General features: G+C 64.6%; 12 protein-coding genes and 3 pseudogenes. 5 read left to right on the forward strand and 10 right to left on the reverse strand.

All coding sequences use genetic code 11. The features are described 5' to 3' along the window. From BN1233_RS08925 to BN1233_RS46725, 7 genes and pseudogenes are all read right to left on the reverse strand, one after another. On the reverse strand, nt 1–564 hold a 564-nt coding region (locus tag BN1233_RS08925; RefSeq protein ID WP_046863255.1), incomplete at its 3' end, for an aldo/keto reductase. Nucleotides 565–596: 32 nt separating this feature from the next. Beyond that, on the reverse strand, nt 597–995 hold the full coding sequence (locus BN1233_RS08930; protein ID WP_046863256.1) for a (R)-mandelonitrile lyase: 399 nt from the start codon (nt 993–995) through the stop codon (nt 597–599). Between the two features lie 166 nt (nt 996–1,161). Beyond that, a complete protein-coding gene (locus tag BN1233_RS08935; protein WP_046863257.1) occupies nt 1,162–1,989 on the reverse strand; it encodes an SDR family oxidoreductase in 828 nt (275 codons plus the stop codon). A 98-nt stretch (nt 1,990–2,087) separates the two neighbouring features. Continuing rightward, nucleotides 2,088–2,684 (reverse strand): annotated as a pseudogene (locus BN1233_RS49560) (NAD(P)H-binding protein). Nucleotides 2,685–2,713: 29 nt separating this feature from the next. Continuing rightward, the gene (locus tag BN1233_RS08945) at nt 2,714–4,183 is read right to left on the reverse strand and encodes an aldo/keto reductase (RefSeq protein ID WP_063776614.1); all 1,470 of its coding nucleotides are present in this window, start codon (nt 4,181–4,183) and stop codon (nt 2,714–2,716) included. 82 nt (nt 4,184–4,265) lie between these two features. Then, nucleotides 4,266–5,099, reverse strand: a complete 834-nt coding sequence (locus tag BN1233_RS08950; RefSeq protein ID WP_046863258.1) for an SDR family oxidoreductase — start codon at nt 5,097–5,099, stop codon at nt 4,266–4,268. A 56-nt stretch (nt 5,100–5,155) separates the two neighbouring features. Continuing rightward, nucleotides 5,156–5,269 (reverse strand): annotated as a pseudogene (locus tag BN1233_RS46725) (aldo/keto reductase); the annotation flags it as partial. A gap of 197 nt (nt 5,270–5,466) precedes the next feature. Here BN1233_RS46725 and BN1233_RS44540 point away from each other — a divergent pair. Next, a pseudogene (locus BN1233_RS44540) lies at nt 5,467–5,646 on the forward strand (helix-turn-helix domain-containing protein); the annotation flags it as partial. Between the two features lie 19 nt (nt 5,647–5,665). On the opposite strand, the gene BN1233_RS08955 reads toward BN1233_RS44540, so the two are convergent. Both BN1233_RS08955 and BN1233_RS08960 read right to left on the reverse strand, forming a co-directional pair. After that, nucleotides 5,666–7,231, reverse strand: a complete 1,566-nt coding sequence (locus tag BN1233_RS08955) for a cation:proton antiporter (RefSeq protein ID WP_046863259.1) — start codon at nt 7,229–7,231, stop codon at nt 5,666–5,668. A 242-nt stretch (nt 7,232–7,473) separates the two neighbouring features. Next, nucleotides 7,474–8,565, reverse strand: coding sequence for an alpha/beta hydrolase (locus tag BN1233_RS08960; RefSeq protein ID WP_046863260.1), 1,092 nt, complete (start codon nt 8,563–8,565; stop codon nt 7,474–7,476). A 145-nt stretch (nt 8,566–8,710) separates the two neighbouring features. Between BN1233_RS08960 and BN1233_RS08965 the strand changes: the two genes are divergently transcribed. From BN1233_RS08965 to BN1233_RS46730, 3 genes are all read left to right on the forward strand, one after another. Then, entirely contained in the window at nt 8,711–9,604 is an 894-nt protein-coding gene (locus BN1233_RS08965) for a LysR family transcriptional regulator (RefSeq protein ID WP_046863261.1), read from the forward strand. A gap of 344 nt (nt 9,605–9,948) precedes the next feature. Then, complete coding sequence (locus tag BN1233_RS08970) at nt 9,949–10,545, forward strand: TMEM175 family protein (RefSeq protein ID WP_046863262.1); 597 nt, start codon at nt 9,949–9,951, stop codon at nt 10,543–10,545. 123 nt (nt 10,546–10,668) lie between these two features. Continuing rightward, complete coding sequence (locus BN1233_RS46730; RefSeq protein WP_147707098.1) at nt 10,669–10,818, forward strand: type IV toxin-antitoxin system AbiEi family antitoxin domain-containing protein; 150 nt, start codon at nt 10,669–10,671, stop codon at nt 10,816–10,818. Between the two features lie 291 nt (nt 10,819–11,109). On the opposite strand, the gene BN1233_RS08975 is transcribed toward BN1233_RS46730, so the two are convergent. After that, nucleotides 11,110–14,805 carry a vitamin B12-dependent ribonucleotide reductase gene (locus BN1233_RS08975; RefSeq protein ID WP_046863263.1) on the reverse strand — a complete coding sequence of 1,232 codons (3,696 nt, stop codon included), beginning with the start codon at nt 14,803–14,805 and terminating at the stop codon, nt 11,110–11,112. 689 nt (nt 14,806–15,494) lie between these two features. On the opposite strand from BN1233_RS08975, the gene BN1233_RS08980 reads away from it, so the two are divergent. Continuing rightward, nucleotides 15,495–15,905, forward strand: a complete 411-nt coding sequence (locus BN1233_RS08980; protein ID WP_046863264.1) for an NADH:ubiquinone oxidoreductase subunit NDUFA12 — start codon at nt 15,495–15,497, stop codon at nt 15,903–15,905. Nucleotides 15,906–15,941 lie beyond the last annotated feature (36 nt).

The raw sequence follows: 15,941 nt of genomic DNA on the forward strand, positions 1-15,941 counted from the left end.
CGTCTCCGGCCCGCGCGTCCACAGCGAATACTCGTTCTGGAGTGCCGTAATCGGCTGCACCGCGTGCGCCCGGCGGACGGTCTGGGCGCCGGGTTCCGACAGGCCGAAATGCTTGACCTTGCCTTCCCGGATCAGGTCCCTGACGGCTCCTGCCACATCCTCGATCGGCACGTTCGGGTCGACACGGTGCTGGTAGAAGAGATCGATGACATCGGTCTTGAGCCGCTTCAGGGAAGCTTCCGCCACTTCCCGGATGTGCTCGGGGCGGCTATTGAGACCCGCCTGCTTGTTCGTTTCCGGGTCGATGTGGAAGCCGAACTTGGTCGCGATCACGACTTGGTCAAGCACGGGTGCCAGTGCCTCGCCGACGATCTCTTCGTTCGTGAAGGGACCATACATCTCGGCGGTATCGAAGAAGGTGACCCCACGCTCCACTGCCGCACGGATGAGGGCGATGGCGTCTTCCCTGCTTAGGGAGTGGCCATAGCTGAAGTTCAGGCCCATGCAGCCAAGGCCGATGGCCGAAACCTCCAAGCCGCTGGTGCCGAGTTTACGCTTTTGCATTGCTTGTTTGCCTTTGGGTGAGATTCGGGTGATCAACGAGGTTGGTATTGCCCGTCGGTGACGTGCTCCATCCAATCGACGGGCGAGCCGTTGAGCTTTTCCTGGATGGCGATGTGGCTCATGGCCGTGGTCGCGGTGGCGCCGTGCCAGTGCTTCTCGCCCGGCTCGAACCAGACCACGTCGCCGGGCCGGATCTCCTCGACCGGGCCGCCCTCGCGTTGAACCCACCCGAGGCCGAACGTGACGATGAGGGTCTGGCCGAGCGGGTGCGTGTGCCACGCCGTGCGGGCACCGGGCTCGAAGGTGACATGGGCTCCGGCAACCCGGGCAGGGTCAGGCGGGCTGAACAAGGGATCGACCCGGACCGTTCCGGTAAACCAGTCCGCCGGCCCCTTGCCGGACGGCTGCGAGCCGCTTCGCTTGATCTCCATCGTCCTTCTCCTTCGATGATGGGTATCGGACGTCGCCTCGCGACGTCCGATCGAGTGGACAGGCAATGATCTGGTCCCTGAGGCCACAAGCGAGTAGCCGTTGAAATCCGCATGCGCCTATATTCAGCGTTCATGAATGCGATGGCTCGCACCGCCGTCACACTCGTCACTTGGGGGCGAGTTCGCCGTACCAGTAGGCTGCCGTGACGCCGCCATCCATGAGGAAGTCGCTGCCGGTGATGAATGCACCATCAGGGCCCATGAGGAGTGCGCCGACGGTTCCCACCTCGTCCGGGGTGCCGGCTCGCCCGGCTGCGGACAATTCGATCATGCGGCGGTAGCCGGGGCCGCGCGGACCCTCCAGTTCATCCTTCGCGAGCGGCGTGATGATGATCCCGGGGCTGATCGTGTTGACCCGCGCACCGCGCTTGCCCCAACGCACGGCCTCGGCCATCACCCGCAACGAGTTCCCCCGCTTCGAGATTTGGTAGGCGTGAAGGGAATCCTTCACCTGATCGGGGTGAAGCATCGGCAGCTTGAGCAGGTCCTCGACCGGGGTTGTCGCGAGCGCCGCGTTCTGCTCGACCGAGAGCGGCGGCAGGCGGTGCCCGGATTGCGAGGCGATCACGACGCCAGCGCCCCCGCGGGTGATGACGTTGCCGAATTCCTCCAGCACGAGCGCGGTGCCGTAGAGATCGACCTTGAGGATCGTTTCCGGCGAGGCCTGGGTCGGGGACACGCCGGCGGCATGGATGACGCCGGAGACCTCGCCGAGGGCCGTGGCCGTCTCAACGAGCGCATGAACTGAGGGGCGCGAGGACACGTCGACTGTAGCCGTGCTCACGTTGAAGCCGGCCTCGCTCAGTGCTTTGGCCGCCGCGTCGGCATTTTCCTGGCGCAGATCAGTCAGCAGGACATGCTTGCCTGCACTCACCCGCCGCGCGATGGCCTGGCCGATCGATCCGGCTCCAATGACAACGATCACGTTCGTCATGACAATCCTTCTCCTACAACCTGATGCTTGTGACCCTCGCGGTTCTTCGACCCGCCGAGGGTCAGATTCGTTCGGATCGACAGCACCTGTCCCGATGCTCAGGCAGCCTTGTGCACGCCCAGGCTCTGGCGGCTCTCGAGCCCTGGTGTGGTCGCAAGCTTCACGATCAGATCGGCCACGCTCTTGCGCGAGACGTAAGCCTGCGGGTTCGCGAAGAGTTCGCCCTTGCGGGTGATGCCGTAGGCGATCTCGTCACGGTCGTTCAGCCAGGCGGGCCGCAGGATCGTGTAGTCGAGGTCAGATGCTTCAATGACGCTGGCCGACTTGCGGTACGGGTCCAGGATGCTGCCGTGACGCTCGCCGGGAACCTCGTCCTAAATCCCCATCGAGCTGATGAAGATCAGGCGCGTGACGCCGGTCGTCTCCATCGCCTGCACGATGCAGCGGGCTTGCTGTTCCATCTGGCCTGCGAGATTTGCGTAGACGACGTCCTGCCCGGTCATGGCGGCCTCCAACGTTTTCACGTCGAGAACATCGCCCTCCACCACGCGCACACGGTCTTCATGACCGATATTCCTGAGCCGCCTGGCATTGCGCAGGTAGAGCATCAGGTGTGCGGCGGTTTCCTTCAGGAACAGGTCGGTGGCCACACGGGCGATCTGCCCGTGTGCGCCGAGGATCAGTACCTTGGTCATGATTGCTTCCTGATCGCTGTGCGGCTCGCTCAGCCGTACACCTCATGGCCCGTGCCACGGGCGCCCTTGATCTCGATCTTCGACGCGGCCGCCTCGATCTCGCGCAGGTCGGCGTCGGTCAGCTCGATGTCGGCCGAGGCCATGTTCTCCTCCAGCCGGGTCAGCTTGCGCGTGCCCGGGATCGGCACGATCCACGGCTTCTGCGCGAGCAGCCACGCGAGTGCGATCTGCGCAGGTGTCGCGCCCTTGGCATCGGCGATGCGCTTCAACAGGTCGACCAGCGCCTGGTTGGCCAGCATGGCCTCCGGGGTGAAGCGCGGAAACCAGGACCGGACGTCGGACTTGTCGAATCCTGCCTTGGGGTCGACCTTTCCGGTCAGGAAGCCCTGGCCGAGCGGGCTCCACGGGACGAAGCCGATCCCGAGTTCCTCACAGATCGGCAGCACCTCCGCCTCCGGATCGCGGGCCCAAAGCGAATACTCGTTCTGGATGGCGGCGACGGGCTGGACCGTATGGGCGCGGCGGATCGTCATTGCCTCCGGCAATCGGGCGCCCTGCACGGTGATCTTTGCGGCCGCAGCCTCGATCTCGCCGAGATCGCCTGCCGTCAGCACGACGGTGGCGGCCCCGAGGTTTTCCTCAACGCGCTCCAGACGGCGCGTGCCGGGGATCGGCACGATCCAGGTTTTTTGGGCCAGCAGCCAGGCCAAGGCGATCTGGGCAGGTGTTGCCTGCTTGGCGTCGGCAATGGTCTTCAGAAGATCGACGAGGGCGAGGTTTGCCGCACGTGCCTCTTTTGTGAAGCGCGGCGATCCGGTGCGGAAGTCGGTCTCCTCGAACGCCGTGGTCGCATCGATCCTGCCGGTCAGGAACCCCGCACCCAAAGGGCTCCACGGCACGAAGCCGATACCCAGTTCCCCGCAGAGCGGCAGGATCTCCGGTTCCGGGTCGCGCGTCCACAACGAGTATTCGCTCTGGATCGCGGTGACGGGCTGAACGGCATGTGCGCGGCGGATGGTGGCTGCACCTGCCTCCGACAGGCCGAAATGCTTCACCTTGCCTGCCGTGATGAGATTCTTGACCGTATCGGCCACGTCCTCAATCGGCACGTCGGGGTCGACGCGGTGCTGGTAGAGCAGGTCGATGGTCTCGACCTTCAGGCGCCGCAGCATGCCGTCCACCGCCCGCTTGATATGGTCAGGTCGGCTGTTGAGACCAGGACCCCGTTCGCCCGTGTTGGGATTGATGTTCCAACCGAACTTGGTGGCGATCACCACCTGATCGCGGACCGGCGCGAGCGCCTCGCCGACCAGTTCCTCATTGGTGAACGGTCCATAGGCTTCGGCCGTGTCGAAGAAGGTGACGCCGCGCTCGTAGGCGCCGCGAATGACACGGATGGCTTCGGCGTGGTCGGGTGCCTCACCGTAAGTGGAGGCGAAGCTCATCGTGCCGTAGCCGATTTCGGAAACGGCAAGGGAGCCGAGGTGACGGATCTGCATAGGAACTCCTTTGATATCGGCGGTACAAAGGCCGCGATATTGAAGCGATCAGGATTGGGGTGAACGCGCAGGCCGCCGTACTTTAGCCCGGTGTGGGCAACCTGCCGGCACGCATGGCGGCGATCACGCCGCCATCGATCAGGAGGTCGCTGCCGGTGATGAAGCCGGCGTCCGGACCGAGCAGAAAGGACGCCGCGACCGCGATCTCGTCGGGCGGGGCCATCCGCTTGACCGCCGATGCTTCGACCATGGCGCGGTAGATGTCGCCGATCTCCGACTCCAGCTCGTGCCGGGCTAGCGGCGTGACGATGATACCGGGGCTGATCGAATTGACTCGCGCGCCGCGGGCGCCCCAGCTCATTGCGGCCGCCTGCACCCGAAGGGTGTTGGCACGCTTCGCAATCATATAGGCGACGAGCGTGTTGGGGATCGCATCACCCTTCAGGAACGGCAGATCGAGAAGCTCGTCGGCCGGCGTGTAAGCCAGGGCGTGATCCTGTTCCGGGGGGAGTGCCGGCATCATGTGACCCGCCATGCTGGAGATGACGAGGCCTGCGCCGCCGGGTGCGATGACGCTCTCGAATTCCTCGAACACGACGGCTGAACCGTACAGATCGACCTCCAGCAAACGGTCGACCGGCGCCATGTTCGGAGAAAGGCCTGCTGTGTTGACGACTTGGACCACATTGCCCAGCGATGCGGCGGCTTCGACCAGCGACTTGACCGACTCGCGAGAAGACACATCAACGAAATGGGTCTCGACCGAATAGCTGGCATCACGCAGCTCCTCCGCTGCGGACTGCAACGTCCTGTCATTGAAGTCGGCAAGCAACAGCGTCCTGCCAAAGCCTTGCCGGCGCGCAATCGCAAGCCCGATACCGCCGGCTCCGATCACCACGACCACATCCCTGGCCATCACAATCTTCCTTCGTCGATCCGGGCGGGAACACGAGCCGCCGCCTTGGTGAATGCTATCTTGATCGCCTCACCGCGATCGGTGGCAGGCCCGAGGCCGAAGCTCAGACCCATGCAGCCGAGGCCGATCGCCGACACCTCCAGGCCGTCTCCAAGTTTGCGCTTCTGCATGGTCTCTTCTCTCAAGGTGGAATCGAGACGCTCACTGACCGGGCCTGGTGTTGTTCGTTACTGCCGCTTTTCTCCATCGATCGGGGCTTCAGGCCGCACCGAGACAGCCGATGGTGTCGACAGGATCTGATTTAGCTGCTGCGACCGCAGGCGATTAGATATTGCAACCCGCATGAACCTATATCTGCGGTTCATGAATGCGGCGCGACGAGCTTGGCGACCCAGTGACGTTCCGGGCCACGGCGGAGGAACGCAGTTTCACGCGCCGCCACGCGGCTCGGGATCTCCCAGTGTCGCTCAGTCATTCGGTGCCCCGCCTCGAGGAGCGGCTTGGGGTTCGCCTGTTGACGCGCACCACCCTCAGCGTCGCGCCCACGCAAGCTGGCAAACGCCCGTTCAATTGCGAGTGGTTGCGGGCCTGGCACTCAACTCCAGCCAGTCAAGCTCCTCCTCGGCACGGCGGAACGCGTCATCCCCGATGGTGCCGGAGGTTCGGAGATCATCGATGGCGACCCGCGATGCAGTCACGAGGCGCCGCCGCAACACATTGTCCGCGCTGTCCCGAGGGTCTCCGCCGCGTCGAGCTTCGCCCAGGGCCTCTGCGTATTCCAGTCGGAGCCGCGCCGCGGCCGGCGTGTCGTCATCTGCAAGCTCCTTCATCGCCGCTTTCAGCGCGGCTTGTCGCGCGAGACTGAGCTCCGTCTGGATCGTCAAGTCCCGAGGCAGGCGAAGGAGCCTGAGAAGAGGACGGAGCGTCAGGCCTTGGATCACCAAGGTGCCCAGCACCACGACAAAGGCGGTGAATTGGATGAAGTCGCGATGGGGGAAACCCGCCGGAAGGGCCAGTGCGGCGGCAAGGGTGACGATGCCGCGCATCCCGGACCATCCCACCACGAAGCCGGCCTTCGCGCTTGGCGCAGACGTCGTTGGCGCAGACGTCGGAGAGTCGGCTGGGTCGCCACCAAGGAGCCGGGTCGTCAGAACCAGCCCGGCGTGGTACGTCATGACCCAGGCGATGCGGACCGCGATGACGACGGCCAGGATGATGAGGGCCATGCCGACGAAGCGCAGGCGCTCCGGACCGGAAAGCGCGTCGAGGATGGGACGCAACTGAAGCCCGATCAGCGTGAACGCCAGGACGTTCAGCACCACGGTCACGGTCTCCCAGATCGCGAAGGACGGCACCCTCAGGTGGGCGGGCATCGGGGAGACGCTTCGACGCGCCACGGAAAGCCCGAAGACCACGATGGTGACGACGCCGGAGAGGCCGAGGCGCTCGGCCGCGAGCCAGACACCAAAGGTTATGATGAACTGAAAGATGACCGAGCTGGGCGCATCCTGGAGGCGCCCTATCAGCAGGCCGACCGGCCGGGCGAGGAGCCAGCCGACCACGATGCTACCGAGGACCACGAGCGCGAAGGTCGGCATTGCGCCGGTCACGCTGAAGCTGCCGGCCGCCACGGCGCCGACGGCCAGCCTGTAGATGAGGAGCGCCGAGGCGTCGTTCAGCAGGCTCTCCCCCTCCAGCACCACCCGGATGCGGTGCGGCGGATCCACCTGGCGCATCACCGCCAGGGCCGCGACGGCATCGGGCGGCGCGAGCAAAGCGCCGAGCGCGAAGGCCGCCGCCCAGGGCAGGTCGGGCAGAAGCTGACGGGCGGTGAAAGCCACCGTCACGGTCGTGAGCGCGACGGCCACCAGGACGAGCGACAGGACGGCGGCCCAATTGCGCCGTAGGTCCCGCAATGAGGCGTCGTAGGCGGCGTCCAGCAGCACGGGGGCCACGAACAGGGCCAGGATCAGGTCAGGGGGCAGATCGAGACGAGGCGCTCCCGGGATGAAGGCGATCAGCGCGCCGCCCAGGGCAAGCAGCGTCGGGTAGGGGATGTTCATCCGCCGGGCGAACAGCGACAGGATCGTCGCGCCCAGCAGGAGCGCCAGAATGGTCTCGAACACGTGCATCAGGGCGTAAGCCTCTCGAGAACGCGTGTGATCGATCCGAAAGTCCGGCCGTGCCGGGCTTCCAAGCAGCCGACCTCCATCCAATCGGCCCGATCCATTCGTGCTCCTGGTGTGAGTGTCACATTCAAGCCGAGCACATGCAGGACTCGACACACTCACCTGCTTGGTCAGTCCGTCTGCACGTCCAGCCTGATTCCAAACCAGAGAATCCGGCTTTGCGCGATCCAGGACCCGGAGGCGGATCAGTCCAAGTTTTTCTCGTCGAGAAACTTCGACATCAGGTCTGCAACGTCACGATTGTTCAGGTCCGAGAATGGAAAGTGCGTGTTGCCTCGGATTCCCAGTTCCGGCAAATGCACGACGGTGACGTCGCCGCCATGGCGGTTCACGGCATCCCTCCACAGTCTCGCCATGGCGAGACGGACGCGCCATTGGTCTTGGCCCGGATTCGCCATCGGTTGCTCCGGAATGTTGTCTCCGTAGTAGATGACGATCGGGATCTTCGTGAGTTGCATGAACTCCGACAGAGGCACGCCAACCGCCTCCAGCGGGCCGCCGGAGCTCGGCATCGGGGGAGGCACCTCGCCGTCCGGGAAGATGAAGTTGCTGCCCGGCTCATAGGCGACGATGGCGTGGACATTCTGGCTCTTCGTTGCCGTGCGCCAGCCCGGACCGCCACTTTGTGAATGGGTGACGAGAATCCCGGGCCCGATCTTGTCAAAGAGCGCCGCAACGGCGTCGGAGGTCACCTCAACATCGAAGGGGCCCGTGTTGGGTGTCATCTGGCGGAAGTACTGGTTCAGGGTCTCTGGGTCACGGGAGAACTGCACGCCCGGGAAATAGTTCGGCCAAATGCCGACACGGAAGATGTTGAACCATCCTTGTTCGTCAGGCGTCGGCGTGATGGTGGCTGGTAGAGTGCTGCGTCCAGCATCGCCCCGGCGTGGTTGGTCGATCACGTAGACGCCGAAGCCGCGACGCAGGAAGATGTTCTGGTATCCCTCGCGTCCATCCGGCGTGGTTTCCCACGTCTTGGAGAACTGTCCAGCGCCGTGCCACATGACGAGCGGGAGCCTGCGCGCATTCACCGGGACCTGATAGAAGGCGTAGGCGTGATCACCGCGGTAGGTCTGCCCTGCGGGATCCCTCGGCCTCTCGGGATCGAAGATGCCGGGCGCGGTGACCACCGTCCCGCCGACGGCAAAGCTCCCTTGCTCCTGGATGACCAGCGGCTCGGGCCTGCTCGTTTGCTGGGCCATTGTCCCCGCCGGCGCAACCATGCCGGCCGAGACCAGAAGGAGTGCGGCTGACAGTCTCCAGTGCTTCGGTATCATCCAGTCCTTCCCGTCAATGCATATGGATCCGTCTCCCTTGCCGCGGCCGTGACGGCCGGTGAGGTCGACAGATGGTGATCTAGCGGGCGCGGCCGCAGGCGATTAGATGGCAAAATCCGAATGGGCTTATATCCGGGATTCATAAATGCAGCGCGACGAGCTGGGCGATCTGGCGGCGTTCCTCGCCGTAGCGGAAGAGCGGAGCTTCACCCGGGCGGCGGCGAAGCTCGGCACCTCGCAGTCGGCGCTCAGCTACACGCTGCGCCGGCTCGAGGAGCGGCTGGGAGTGCGGCTGCTGGCCCGCACCACCCGCAGCGTCGTGCCGACCGAGGCGGGCGAGCGCCTGCTCCGCACCCTCGGCCCGGCGTTCGACAGCATCGGCGCGGAGCTGGCCGGCTTGAGCGAGTTCCGCGAGAAGCCCGCCGGCACCATCCGCATCACCACAGGCGAGCATGCCGCCCGGGCGGTGCTCTGGCCTGCCTTGGAGCGGCTGCTGCCGGACTACCCCGACATCAAGGTTGAGGTCGTCATCGACTATGGCCTGACCGACATCGTCGCCGAGCGGTACGACGCCGGCATCCGCCTTGGCGAGCAGGTCGAGAAGGACATGATCGCCGTGCGCATCGGGCCGGACATGCGCATGGCGGTGGTCGGGACGCCCTCCTACTTCGCGAAACGTCCGAAGCCGAAGAAGCCGCAGGACCTCGTCGGCCATGACTGCATCAACCTGCGCCTGCCGACGCTCGGCGGCCTCTATGCGTGGGAGTTCGGGAAGGCCGGGCGCGAGCTGAAGGTGCGGGTGGAAGGGCAACTCGTGTTCAACGTCTCTGCTCTGGCCCTCGAAGCGGCGCTGGCCGGGCTCGGATTGGCATTCCTGCTCGAGGATCACGTGCACACGCACCTTGCCGACGGTCGTCTCATCCGGGTGCTCGCCGACTGGTGCCCGCCGTTTTCGGGCTATCACCTCTACTACCCGAGCCGTCGGCAACCCGCGCCGGCCTTCGCTCTCCTGGTCGATGCGCTGCGCTTCCGGGGGTGAAGCACCCGCATCCGTCATCGAAAGGGCGCAGAGAGTCCATACGCCGACGGCGCGGGTCGAAAGGACTGCTGCTGGCACCTCTGAGACGTAAGCGCTTGGTCCGCTCCGGCGCGCAAGAGCCGATGTTCGTCGAGCAGCCGGGATGTGAAGGTTTGACCCAGGGCGGACAAACTGCCTGATCAAGAGGAATCGGCCGTTTGAAGATTCCAGCCACGGATCATCGGTGTGTCATGACCTCACGGGGGCCATGAGCAAGAGCCCCGCCGGCCCAGGCCGCGGAGGCTTCATCATGTCCGTCATGCGGCGGCGTTCGTCAAAGAGCCGGCGAATACAACGGAGCAGAAATGATGAAGGAGCCCGACGAGTTCATTGCAAAAGGCAGGCTGGATGCGATCACCGACGGCGTCTTTGCCTTTGCGATGACGCTCCTGGTCGTCAATCTCGACCTGCCAGAAGGCTTCAATCCGACGACCAGTGGCGAGTTGCTCGCAGCTCTCGCCCGGCTCGCCGACACGTTCATCGCGTACATTGTTACTTTTCTCGTGCTCGCCCTTTTCTGGCTCGAACGGGCGCACACGAAGGAGGAGCCGGAGACGGCCAGCGGCGCTTACGCCTGGACAGTGCTCTTGCACCTGTTCTTCGTCACCTTGCTGCCCTTTTCAATGATCGTCGCCGGCCGCTACGAGCTCGTTCCCGCGATCTGGATCTACGGCGGCAACTTGATCCTCCTGGCCTTGACTGCGATAGCGACCACGTTCGTGATCGAGAGGGACGCCGGCCACCGGCTGGTCGCAAGCGGACGCGCCGAGTTCAGCCTGCTGATCACTTCCGCCTTGCTCTCCATGGCGATCGGTGTCTTCGCCCCCGATCGCGCCATGTACGCATACTTCCTCAACTTTGCCGCGCCGCTCGTCCGCCGGTGGGCAATCGCGACGAGCTGAGGGAATGACCGCTCCTGGAGCCAAGCTGAGCTTGATCGAATTTCCGCTTCCGGGCGCAGTGGAGAACTGAGCCTTCCTTAACGCCGACCGGGCAGTCTGGCGCCACGCAACGAGGAACGTGGAATGCTGCCTGTCGCCCTGGCCCAGGAGTTCGCCCGGGATGCCCTCCTGACCCATGATGAGATGCGGGCGGCCGGGATCGGCACCCGTGACGTCGCCGAATTGGTCAGGCGCGGGGAGATCGTCCGCGTCGCCCGGAACCTCTCCGTGTAACGCGGAAAGGATTCCCACGGCTCGCTGGACCACGCGATCACCTGCAAGATCAGCGGCGGCGTGCTCCGGGGACTCACGGCGGGCACGATCCACGGCCTGACCGATGACATCCCGTGGGCCATCCACGTCCTCGTCCCGACGGGCAGGCGGATCAAGCCCCGCACAGCGGGTCTCATGATCCGCTCGCGCGGCACGCGCCAGTCCCGCAACCTGGAGGTCGGCATCGAGGAAATGCGCGTCGACGGCTTCCACCTGCGGGTTACCGCCAAGGCCCGGAAGTACGAAGAGTACTCAACTGCACCCGGTCGTCCCCCCGCACGTATCGCACTTCAGGCAGGTCCCATTCCGCACCAGCGTGAAGTTCGCGCATTCGGGGCAGGCCTCGCCGACATAACCCTTCATCTTCGCTTCTGCACGGCGGTCGGCGACTGTCGGTGTCGCCGCAACATCCGCAGGCGCCGACGCCAGGAAGCCGAGCTTGCTCATCTCGGTGCTTCCATAGGCTGTCTCCGCCGCTTCGACGGCATCGTCCTTCAAGGCAGTCGCACCTTGGCTGCGCGCCGGAGCATTTCGGGCCCCGCCCGGGATCAGCATGAAGCGATCGGAGTTGCCGCGCACGAAACCCTTCGAGATGTAGGGCGTCGCCGGCGCTGCGCTCGGAGCTTTCGACTGATCCTCGCCCTTGCCGATCGTCGTCGGGCCGGTTTCCGAAGGGTCGACATGCGCGAGATCGTTTCGGCCGAGATAGGACACGGCGAGCTCGCGGAACACGTAGTCGATGATCGAGGTCGCATTCTTGATGCGCTCGTTGCCCTGCACGAAGCCTGCCGGCTCGAAACGCGTGAAGGTGAAGGCCTCCACGTATTCCTCGAGCGGCACGCCATATTGCAGGCCGAGCGAAATCGCGATCGCGAAGTTGTTCATCATCGCGCGGAAGGCGGCGCCTTCCTTGTGCATGTCGATGAAGATCTCGCCGAGCCGGCCGTCGTCGTATTCGCCGGTGCGCAGATACACTTTGTGTCCGCCGACGATGGCCTTCTGGGTGTAACCCTTGCGGCGATCCGGCATCTTCTCGCGATCCCGGACGCGCTCGACACGCTCGATTACGCGCTCGACGATCTTCTCCGCCACCTGGGCGGTCTTTGCGACCGCAGGCTGCGCGAGCAGGGCCTCGTGCGCTTCGTCGGCATCATCGTCGTCATCGGCGATGAGAGCGGCGTTCAGCGGCTGTGAGAGCTTCGAACCATCGCGATAGAGCGCATTGGCTTTCAGCCCGAGGTGCCAGGAGAGCATGTAGGCGCTCTTGCAATCCTCGACCGTCGCGTCGTTCGGCATGTTGATGGTCTTGGAGATCGCGCCCGAGATGAAGGGCTGCGCCGCCGCCATCATCCGGATGTGGCTCTCGACCGAGAGATAGCGCTTGCCGATGCGTCCGCACGGATTGGCGCAATCGAAGACCGGGTAGTGCTCCGGCTTCAGGAACGGCGCACCCTCGAGCGTCATCGCTCCGCAGACATGGATGTTCGCGGCCTCGATTTCGGTCTTCGAGAAGCCGAGATAGGAGAGAAGATCGAAGCCCGGATCGTTGAGCTTCTCCTCCGGCACCTTCAGAATTTCCGTCAGGAAATCCTCGCCGAGCGTCCATTTGTTGAAGACGAACTTGATATCGAAGGCGCTCTTCAGGCCCTTCTCGATCGCTTCGATCTTCTCGTCCGTGAAGCCGCGCGCGCGGAGTGAGCCGGGGTTCACGCCGGGGGCCTGCTTCATCGAGCCGTGGCCGACCGCATAGGCCTCGATCTCCGCGATCTCCGATTCGCGATAGCCGAGCGCCCGCAGTGCATCCGGCACGGCGCCGTTGATGATCTTGAAGTAGCCGCCGCCCGCGAGCTTCTTGAACTTCACGAGCGCGAAATCTGGCTCGATCCCAGTGGTGTCGCAATCCATCACGAGGCCGATCGTGCCCGTCGGCGCGATCACGGTCGATTGCGCATTGCGGTAGCCGTTCTTCTCGCCGAGATCGAGCGCACGGTCCCAGGCCGCGCGGGCATGGGCGACGAGATTCGCATCCGGACACGAGGCGTGGTCGAGCGGGACGGGGAGGGTGCTGAGTCCCTCGTAGCCCTCGTGCACGCCATGGGCTGCCCGGCGATGGTTGCGGATGACGCGCAGCATGTGCTTCGCGTTGGCCTTGTAGGCCGGGAACGGCCCGAGCTCTCCGGCCATTTCCGCGGAGGTCGCGTAGGCGGTGCCGGTCATGATCGCGGTCAGGACGCCGCAGAGCGCCCGGCCGGCATCCGAATCGTAGGGCAGGCCCATGGTCATGAGCAGGCCGCCGATATTCGCGTATCCCAGGCCGAGGGTGCGGTATTCGTAGGAGAGTTCCGCGATTTCGCGCGACGGGAACTGCGCCATCATCACCGAGATCTCGAGCACCAGCGTCCAAAGACGGCAGACATGCTCGAAGGAATCGACGTCGAACTGGCGCATCTCGCGATCGTAGAAGGCGAGCAGGTTAGCGGAGGCCAGATTGCAGGCCGTGTCGTCGAGGAACATGTATTCCGAGCACGGGTTCGAGGCCCGGATCCGGCCGCCTGCGGGGCAGGTGTGCCAGTCGTTCATGGTGGTGTTGAAGTGCAGGCCGGGATCGGCGGAAGCCCAGGCCGCATGCCCGATCCGCTCCCACAGATCGCGCGCCTTGACGGTCTTCTTCACCTTCCCGCTGCGGAAGAGGAGAGCCCAATCGGCATCGGCTTCCACGGCGCGCAGGAACTCGTCCGTGATCGATACGGAGTTGTTCGAGTTCTGCCCCGAGACGGTGAGATAGGCCTCGCTGTCCCAATCCGTGTCGTAGATCGGGAACTCGATATCCGTGTAGCCCTGCCGTGCGAACTGGATGACGCGCTTGATGTAGTTGTCGGGGATCATCGCCCGGCGGGCGAGCTTGATCTCGCGCTTGAGCGCGGGGTTCTTCTCCGGATCGAAGCAGGCGTCGCCCTCGGCCTCGCAGTTCACGCAGGCCCGCATGATGGCTTTCAGGTGCCGGTTGGCGAGCTTGGAGCCAGCCACGAGGGCGGCGACCTTCTGCTCCTCCTTCACCTTCCAGTCGATGTAATCCTCGATGTCGGGGTGATCGATGTCGACGACCACCATCTTGGCCGCGCGCCGCGTCGTGCCACCGGATTTGATGGCGCCGGCCGCCCGGTCACCGATCTTCAGGAAGGACATCAGGCCCGAGGAGCGCCCGCCGCCCGACAGCTTCTCTCCCTCGCCGCGGAGTCGCGAGAAGTTGGAGCCGGTTCCCGAGCCGTATTTGAAGAGGCGCGCCTCGCGCACCCAGAGATCCATGATGCCGCCCTCGTTGACGAGGTCGTCCTGGACGGACTGGATGAAGCAGGCGTGCGGCTGCGGGTGCTCGTAGGCGGTCTTCGACCGCGTGACGCGGCCGGTCTTGTGGTCGACATAGAAGTGGCCCTGGCTCGGGCCATCGATGCCATAGGCCCAATGCAGCCCCGTGTTGAACCATTGCGGGGAGTTCGGGGCGACCATCTGGCTCGCCAGCATGAAGCGCAGCTCGTCGAAGAAAGCGGCCGCATACTCCTCCGCGGTGAAATATCCGCCTTTCCAGCCCCAATAGGTCCAGCAGCCCGCAAGACGATCGAAAACCTGCTTGGAGGAGATCTCCGAGACGAGGCGCTCGTCCTCCGGCAGGTCGGCAAGGGCCACCTCATCGGCAACCGACCGCCACAGCCAGGATGGAACGTCGTTCTCCTCGACCTTGCGAAGACGTGCCGGAACGCCGGCCTTGCGGAAATACTTCTGGGCGAGGACGTCCGCCGCGACCTGACTCCAGCTCTCCGGGACCTCGATGCCCTCGAGTCGGAAGACGATCGAGCCGTCCGGGTTTCGGATCTCGCTCGTCGTCGATCGGAAGGCGATGGCCGCGTAGGGCGATTGACCGGTCTTCGTGTAACGCCGCTCGATCTTCATGACTCGCTTCCCCAATCCGCGGGCGCAACGCTCCGCCTCGCCGCGAACACGCGCGGCCTACTGCCCCAACCAATTTGTTTTACGCCCCAACGGCGCCGTTCGCGCACCGCACACAGGCCGTTCGGGTTCCGGCGCTCCGCGCAACCAACACAAGGCGATGCGCCGTTGCGCGCATTGCACCTCGAGCTGGTTTCCGGGGAGTCCGCCGCCCCTTCTGGGCGGCCCGTCGTCCTCAAATCGGCACCCCGGGAAGCTAGTCGTGTCGCGCCTCTGCCGTCAAGAACTAGTGCCGGCCAAGACGGTTCCACCCTATATGTAGTAATCGAGGTCTTAAATCTGTGGATTATGGTGACTGAACCGTTAAGTCTCGATACGGCCTTCCAGATTCACACCGAAAATATTTTCGACTTACCCACCGGCGCCCGCCATCGGGGCTGCACGGACCTGCTCCGGGGCTGCAAGGCTCCTAGTCCGGAGCAGAGGAAGCGCCGAAGTCTCGCTGATGAATTCGTGGGCGGCGAGGGCCGGAGCCGCGAATCGGACCGTGGGACAGAATGAGTTGTGGATTTCCGTCCGGGCGCTGGGACGCCGGAAAACCGGGAAAGGACCTCGATGTGGCGTTGCATCCCTGGACTTCACGGGGAGGCAACGCCATAGTCCGCCGCGTTTCCGAAGGCCCGACAGGATTCATGAAAGAGTTTCTCACCCAGTTCTTCACCTGGTGGAACGGCCAGACCCTCGGCACCCGCTTCTATACTTGGCGCTTCGGCCAGTTCGTCGGCGAGGACGAGTTCGGGAACCGTTACTATCGGGCCAAGGGGCACGTCATCGATCCGTCCGTCGGCGCGGAGCGGCGCTGGGTCATCTATAATGGTCTGATCGATGCCTCGCGGGTGCCTCCGGGCTGGCGCGCCTGGCTGTCGCACAACAGCGACATTCCGCCGAGCGAGGAGACCTATACGCCGCGCGAGTGGGAGAAGCCCTACGTGCCGAACATGACCGGGACTCCCCATGCTTACCGACCGCGGGGGTCCCAGCTCGCGACCGGCGAGCGACCGGCCGCGACCGGCGACTATGTGCCGTGGACGCCCGGTGAGTAGGGCCACCTCGGGACTCGCCCTTTTTACGACACCGTT

The organism is Microvirga massiliensis, from assembly GCF_001006805.1.
Lineage (GTDB): Bacteria > Pseudomonadota > Alphaproteobacteria > Rhizobiales > Beijerinckiaceae > Microvirga > Microvirga massiliensis.

Coding starts and splice junctions, on each gene's coding strand:
- BN1233_RS08930 (WP_046863256.1), bottom strand. CDS start 995: ATGGAGATCAAGCGAAGCGGCTCGCAGCCGTCCGGCAAGGGGCCGGCG.
- BN1233_RS08935 (WP_046863257.1), bottom strand. CDS start 1,989: ATGACGAACGTGATCGTTGTCATTGGAGCCGGATCGATCGGCCAGGCC.
- BN1233_RS08945 (WP_063776614.1), bottom strand. CDS start 4,183: ATGCAGATCCGTCACCTCGGCTCCCTTGCCGTTTCCGAAATCGGCTAC.
- BN1233_RS08950 (WP_046863258.1), bottom strand. CDS start 5,099: ATGGCCAGGGATGTGGTCGTGGTGATCGGAGCCGGCGGTATCGGGCTT.
- BN1233_RS08955 (WP_046863259.1), bottom strand. CDS start 7,231: ATGCACGTGTTCGAGACCATTCTGGCGCTCCTGCTGGGCGCGACGATC.
- BN1233_RS08960 (WP_046863260.1), bottom strand. CDS start 8,565: ATGATACCGAAGCACTGGAGACTGTCAGCCGCACTCCTTCTGGTCTCG.
- BN1233_RS08965 (WP_046863261.1), top strand. CDS start 8,711: ATGCAGCGCGACGAGCTGGGCGATCTGGCGGCGTTCCTCGCCGTAGCG.
- BN1233_RS08970 (WP_046863262.1), top strand. CDS start 9,949: ATGATGAAGGAGCCCGACGAGTTCATTGCAAAAGGCAGGCTGGATGCG.
- BN1233_RS46730 (WP_147707098.1), top strand. CDS start 10,669: ATGCTGCCTGTCGCCCTGGCCCAGGAGTTCGCCCGGGATGCCCTCCTG.
- BN1233_RS08975 (WP_046863263.1), bottom strand. CDS start 14,805: ATGAAGATCGAGCGGCGTTACACGAAGACCGGTCAATCGCCCTACGCG.
- BN1233_RS08980 (WP_046863264.1), top strand. CDS start 15,495: ATGAAAGAGTTTCTCACCCAGTTCTTCACCTGGTGGAACGGCCAGACC.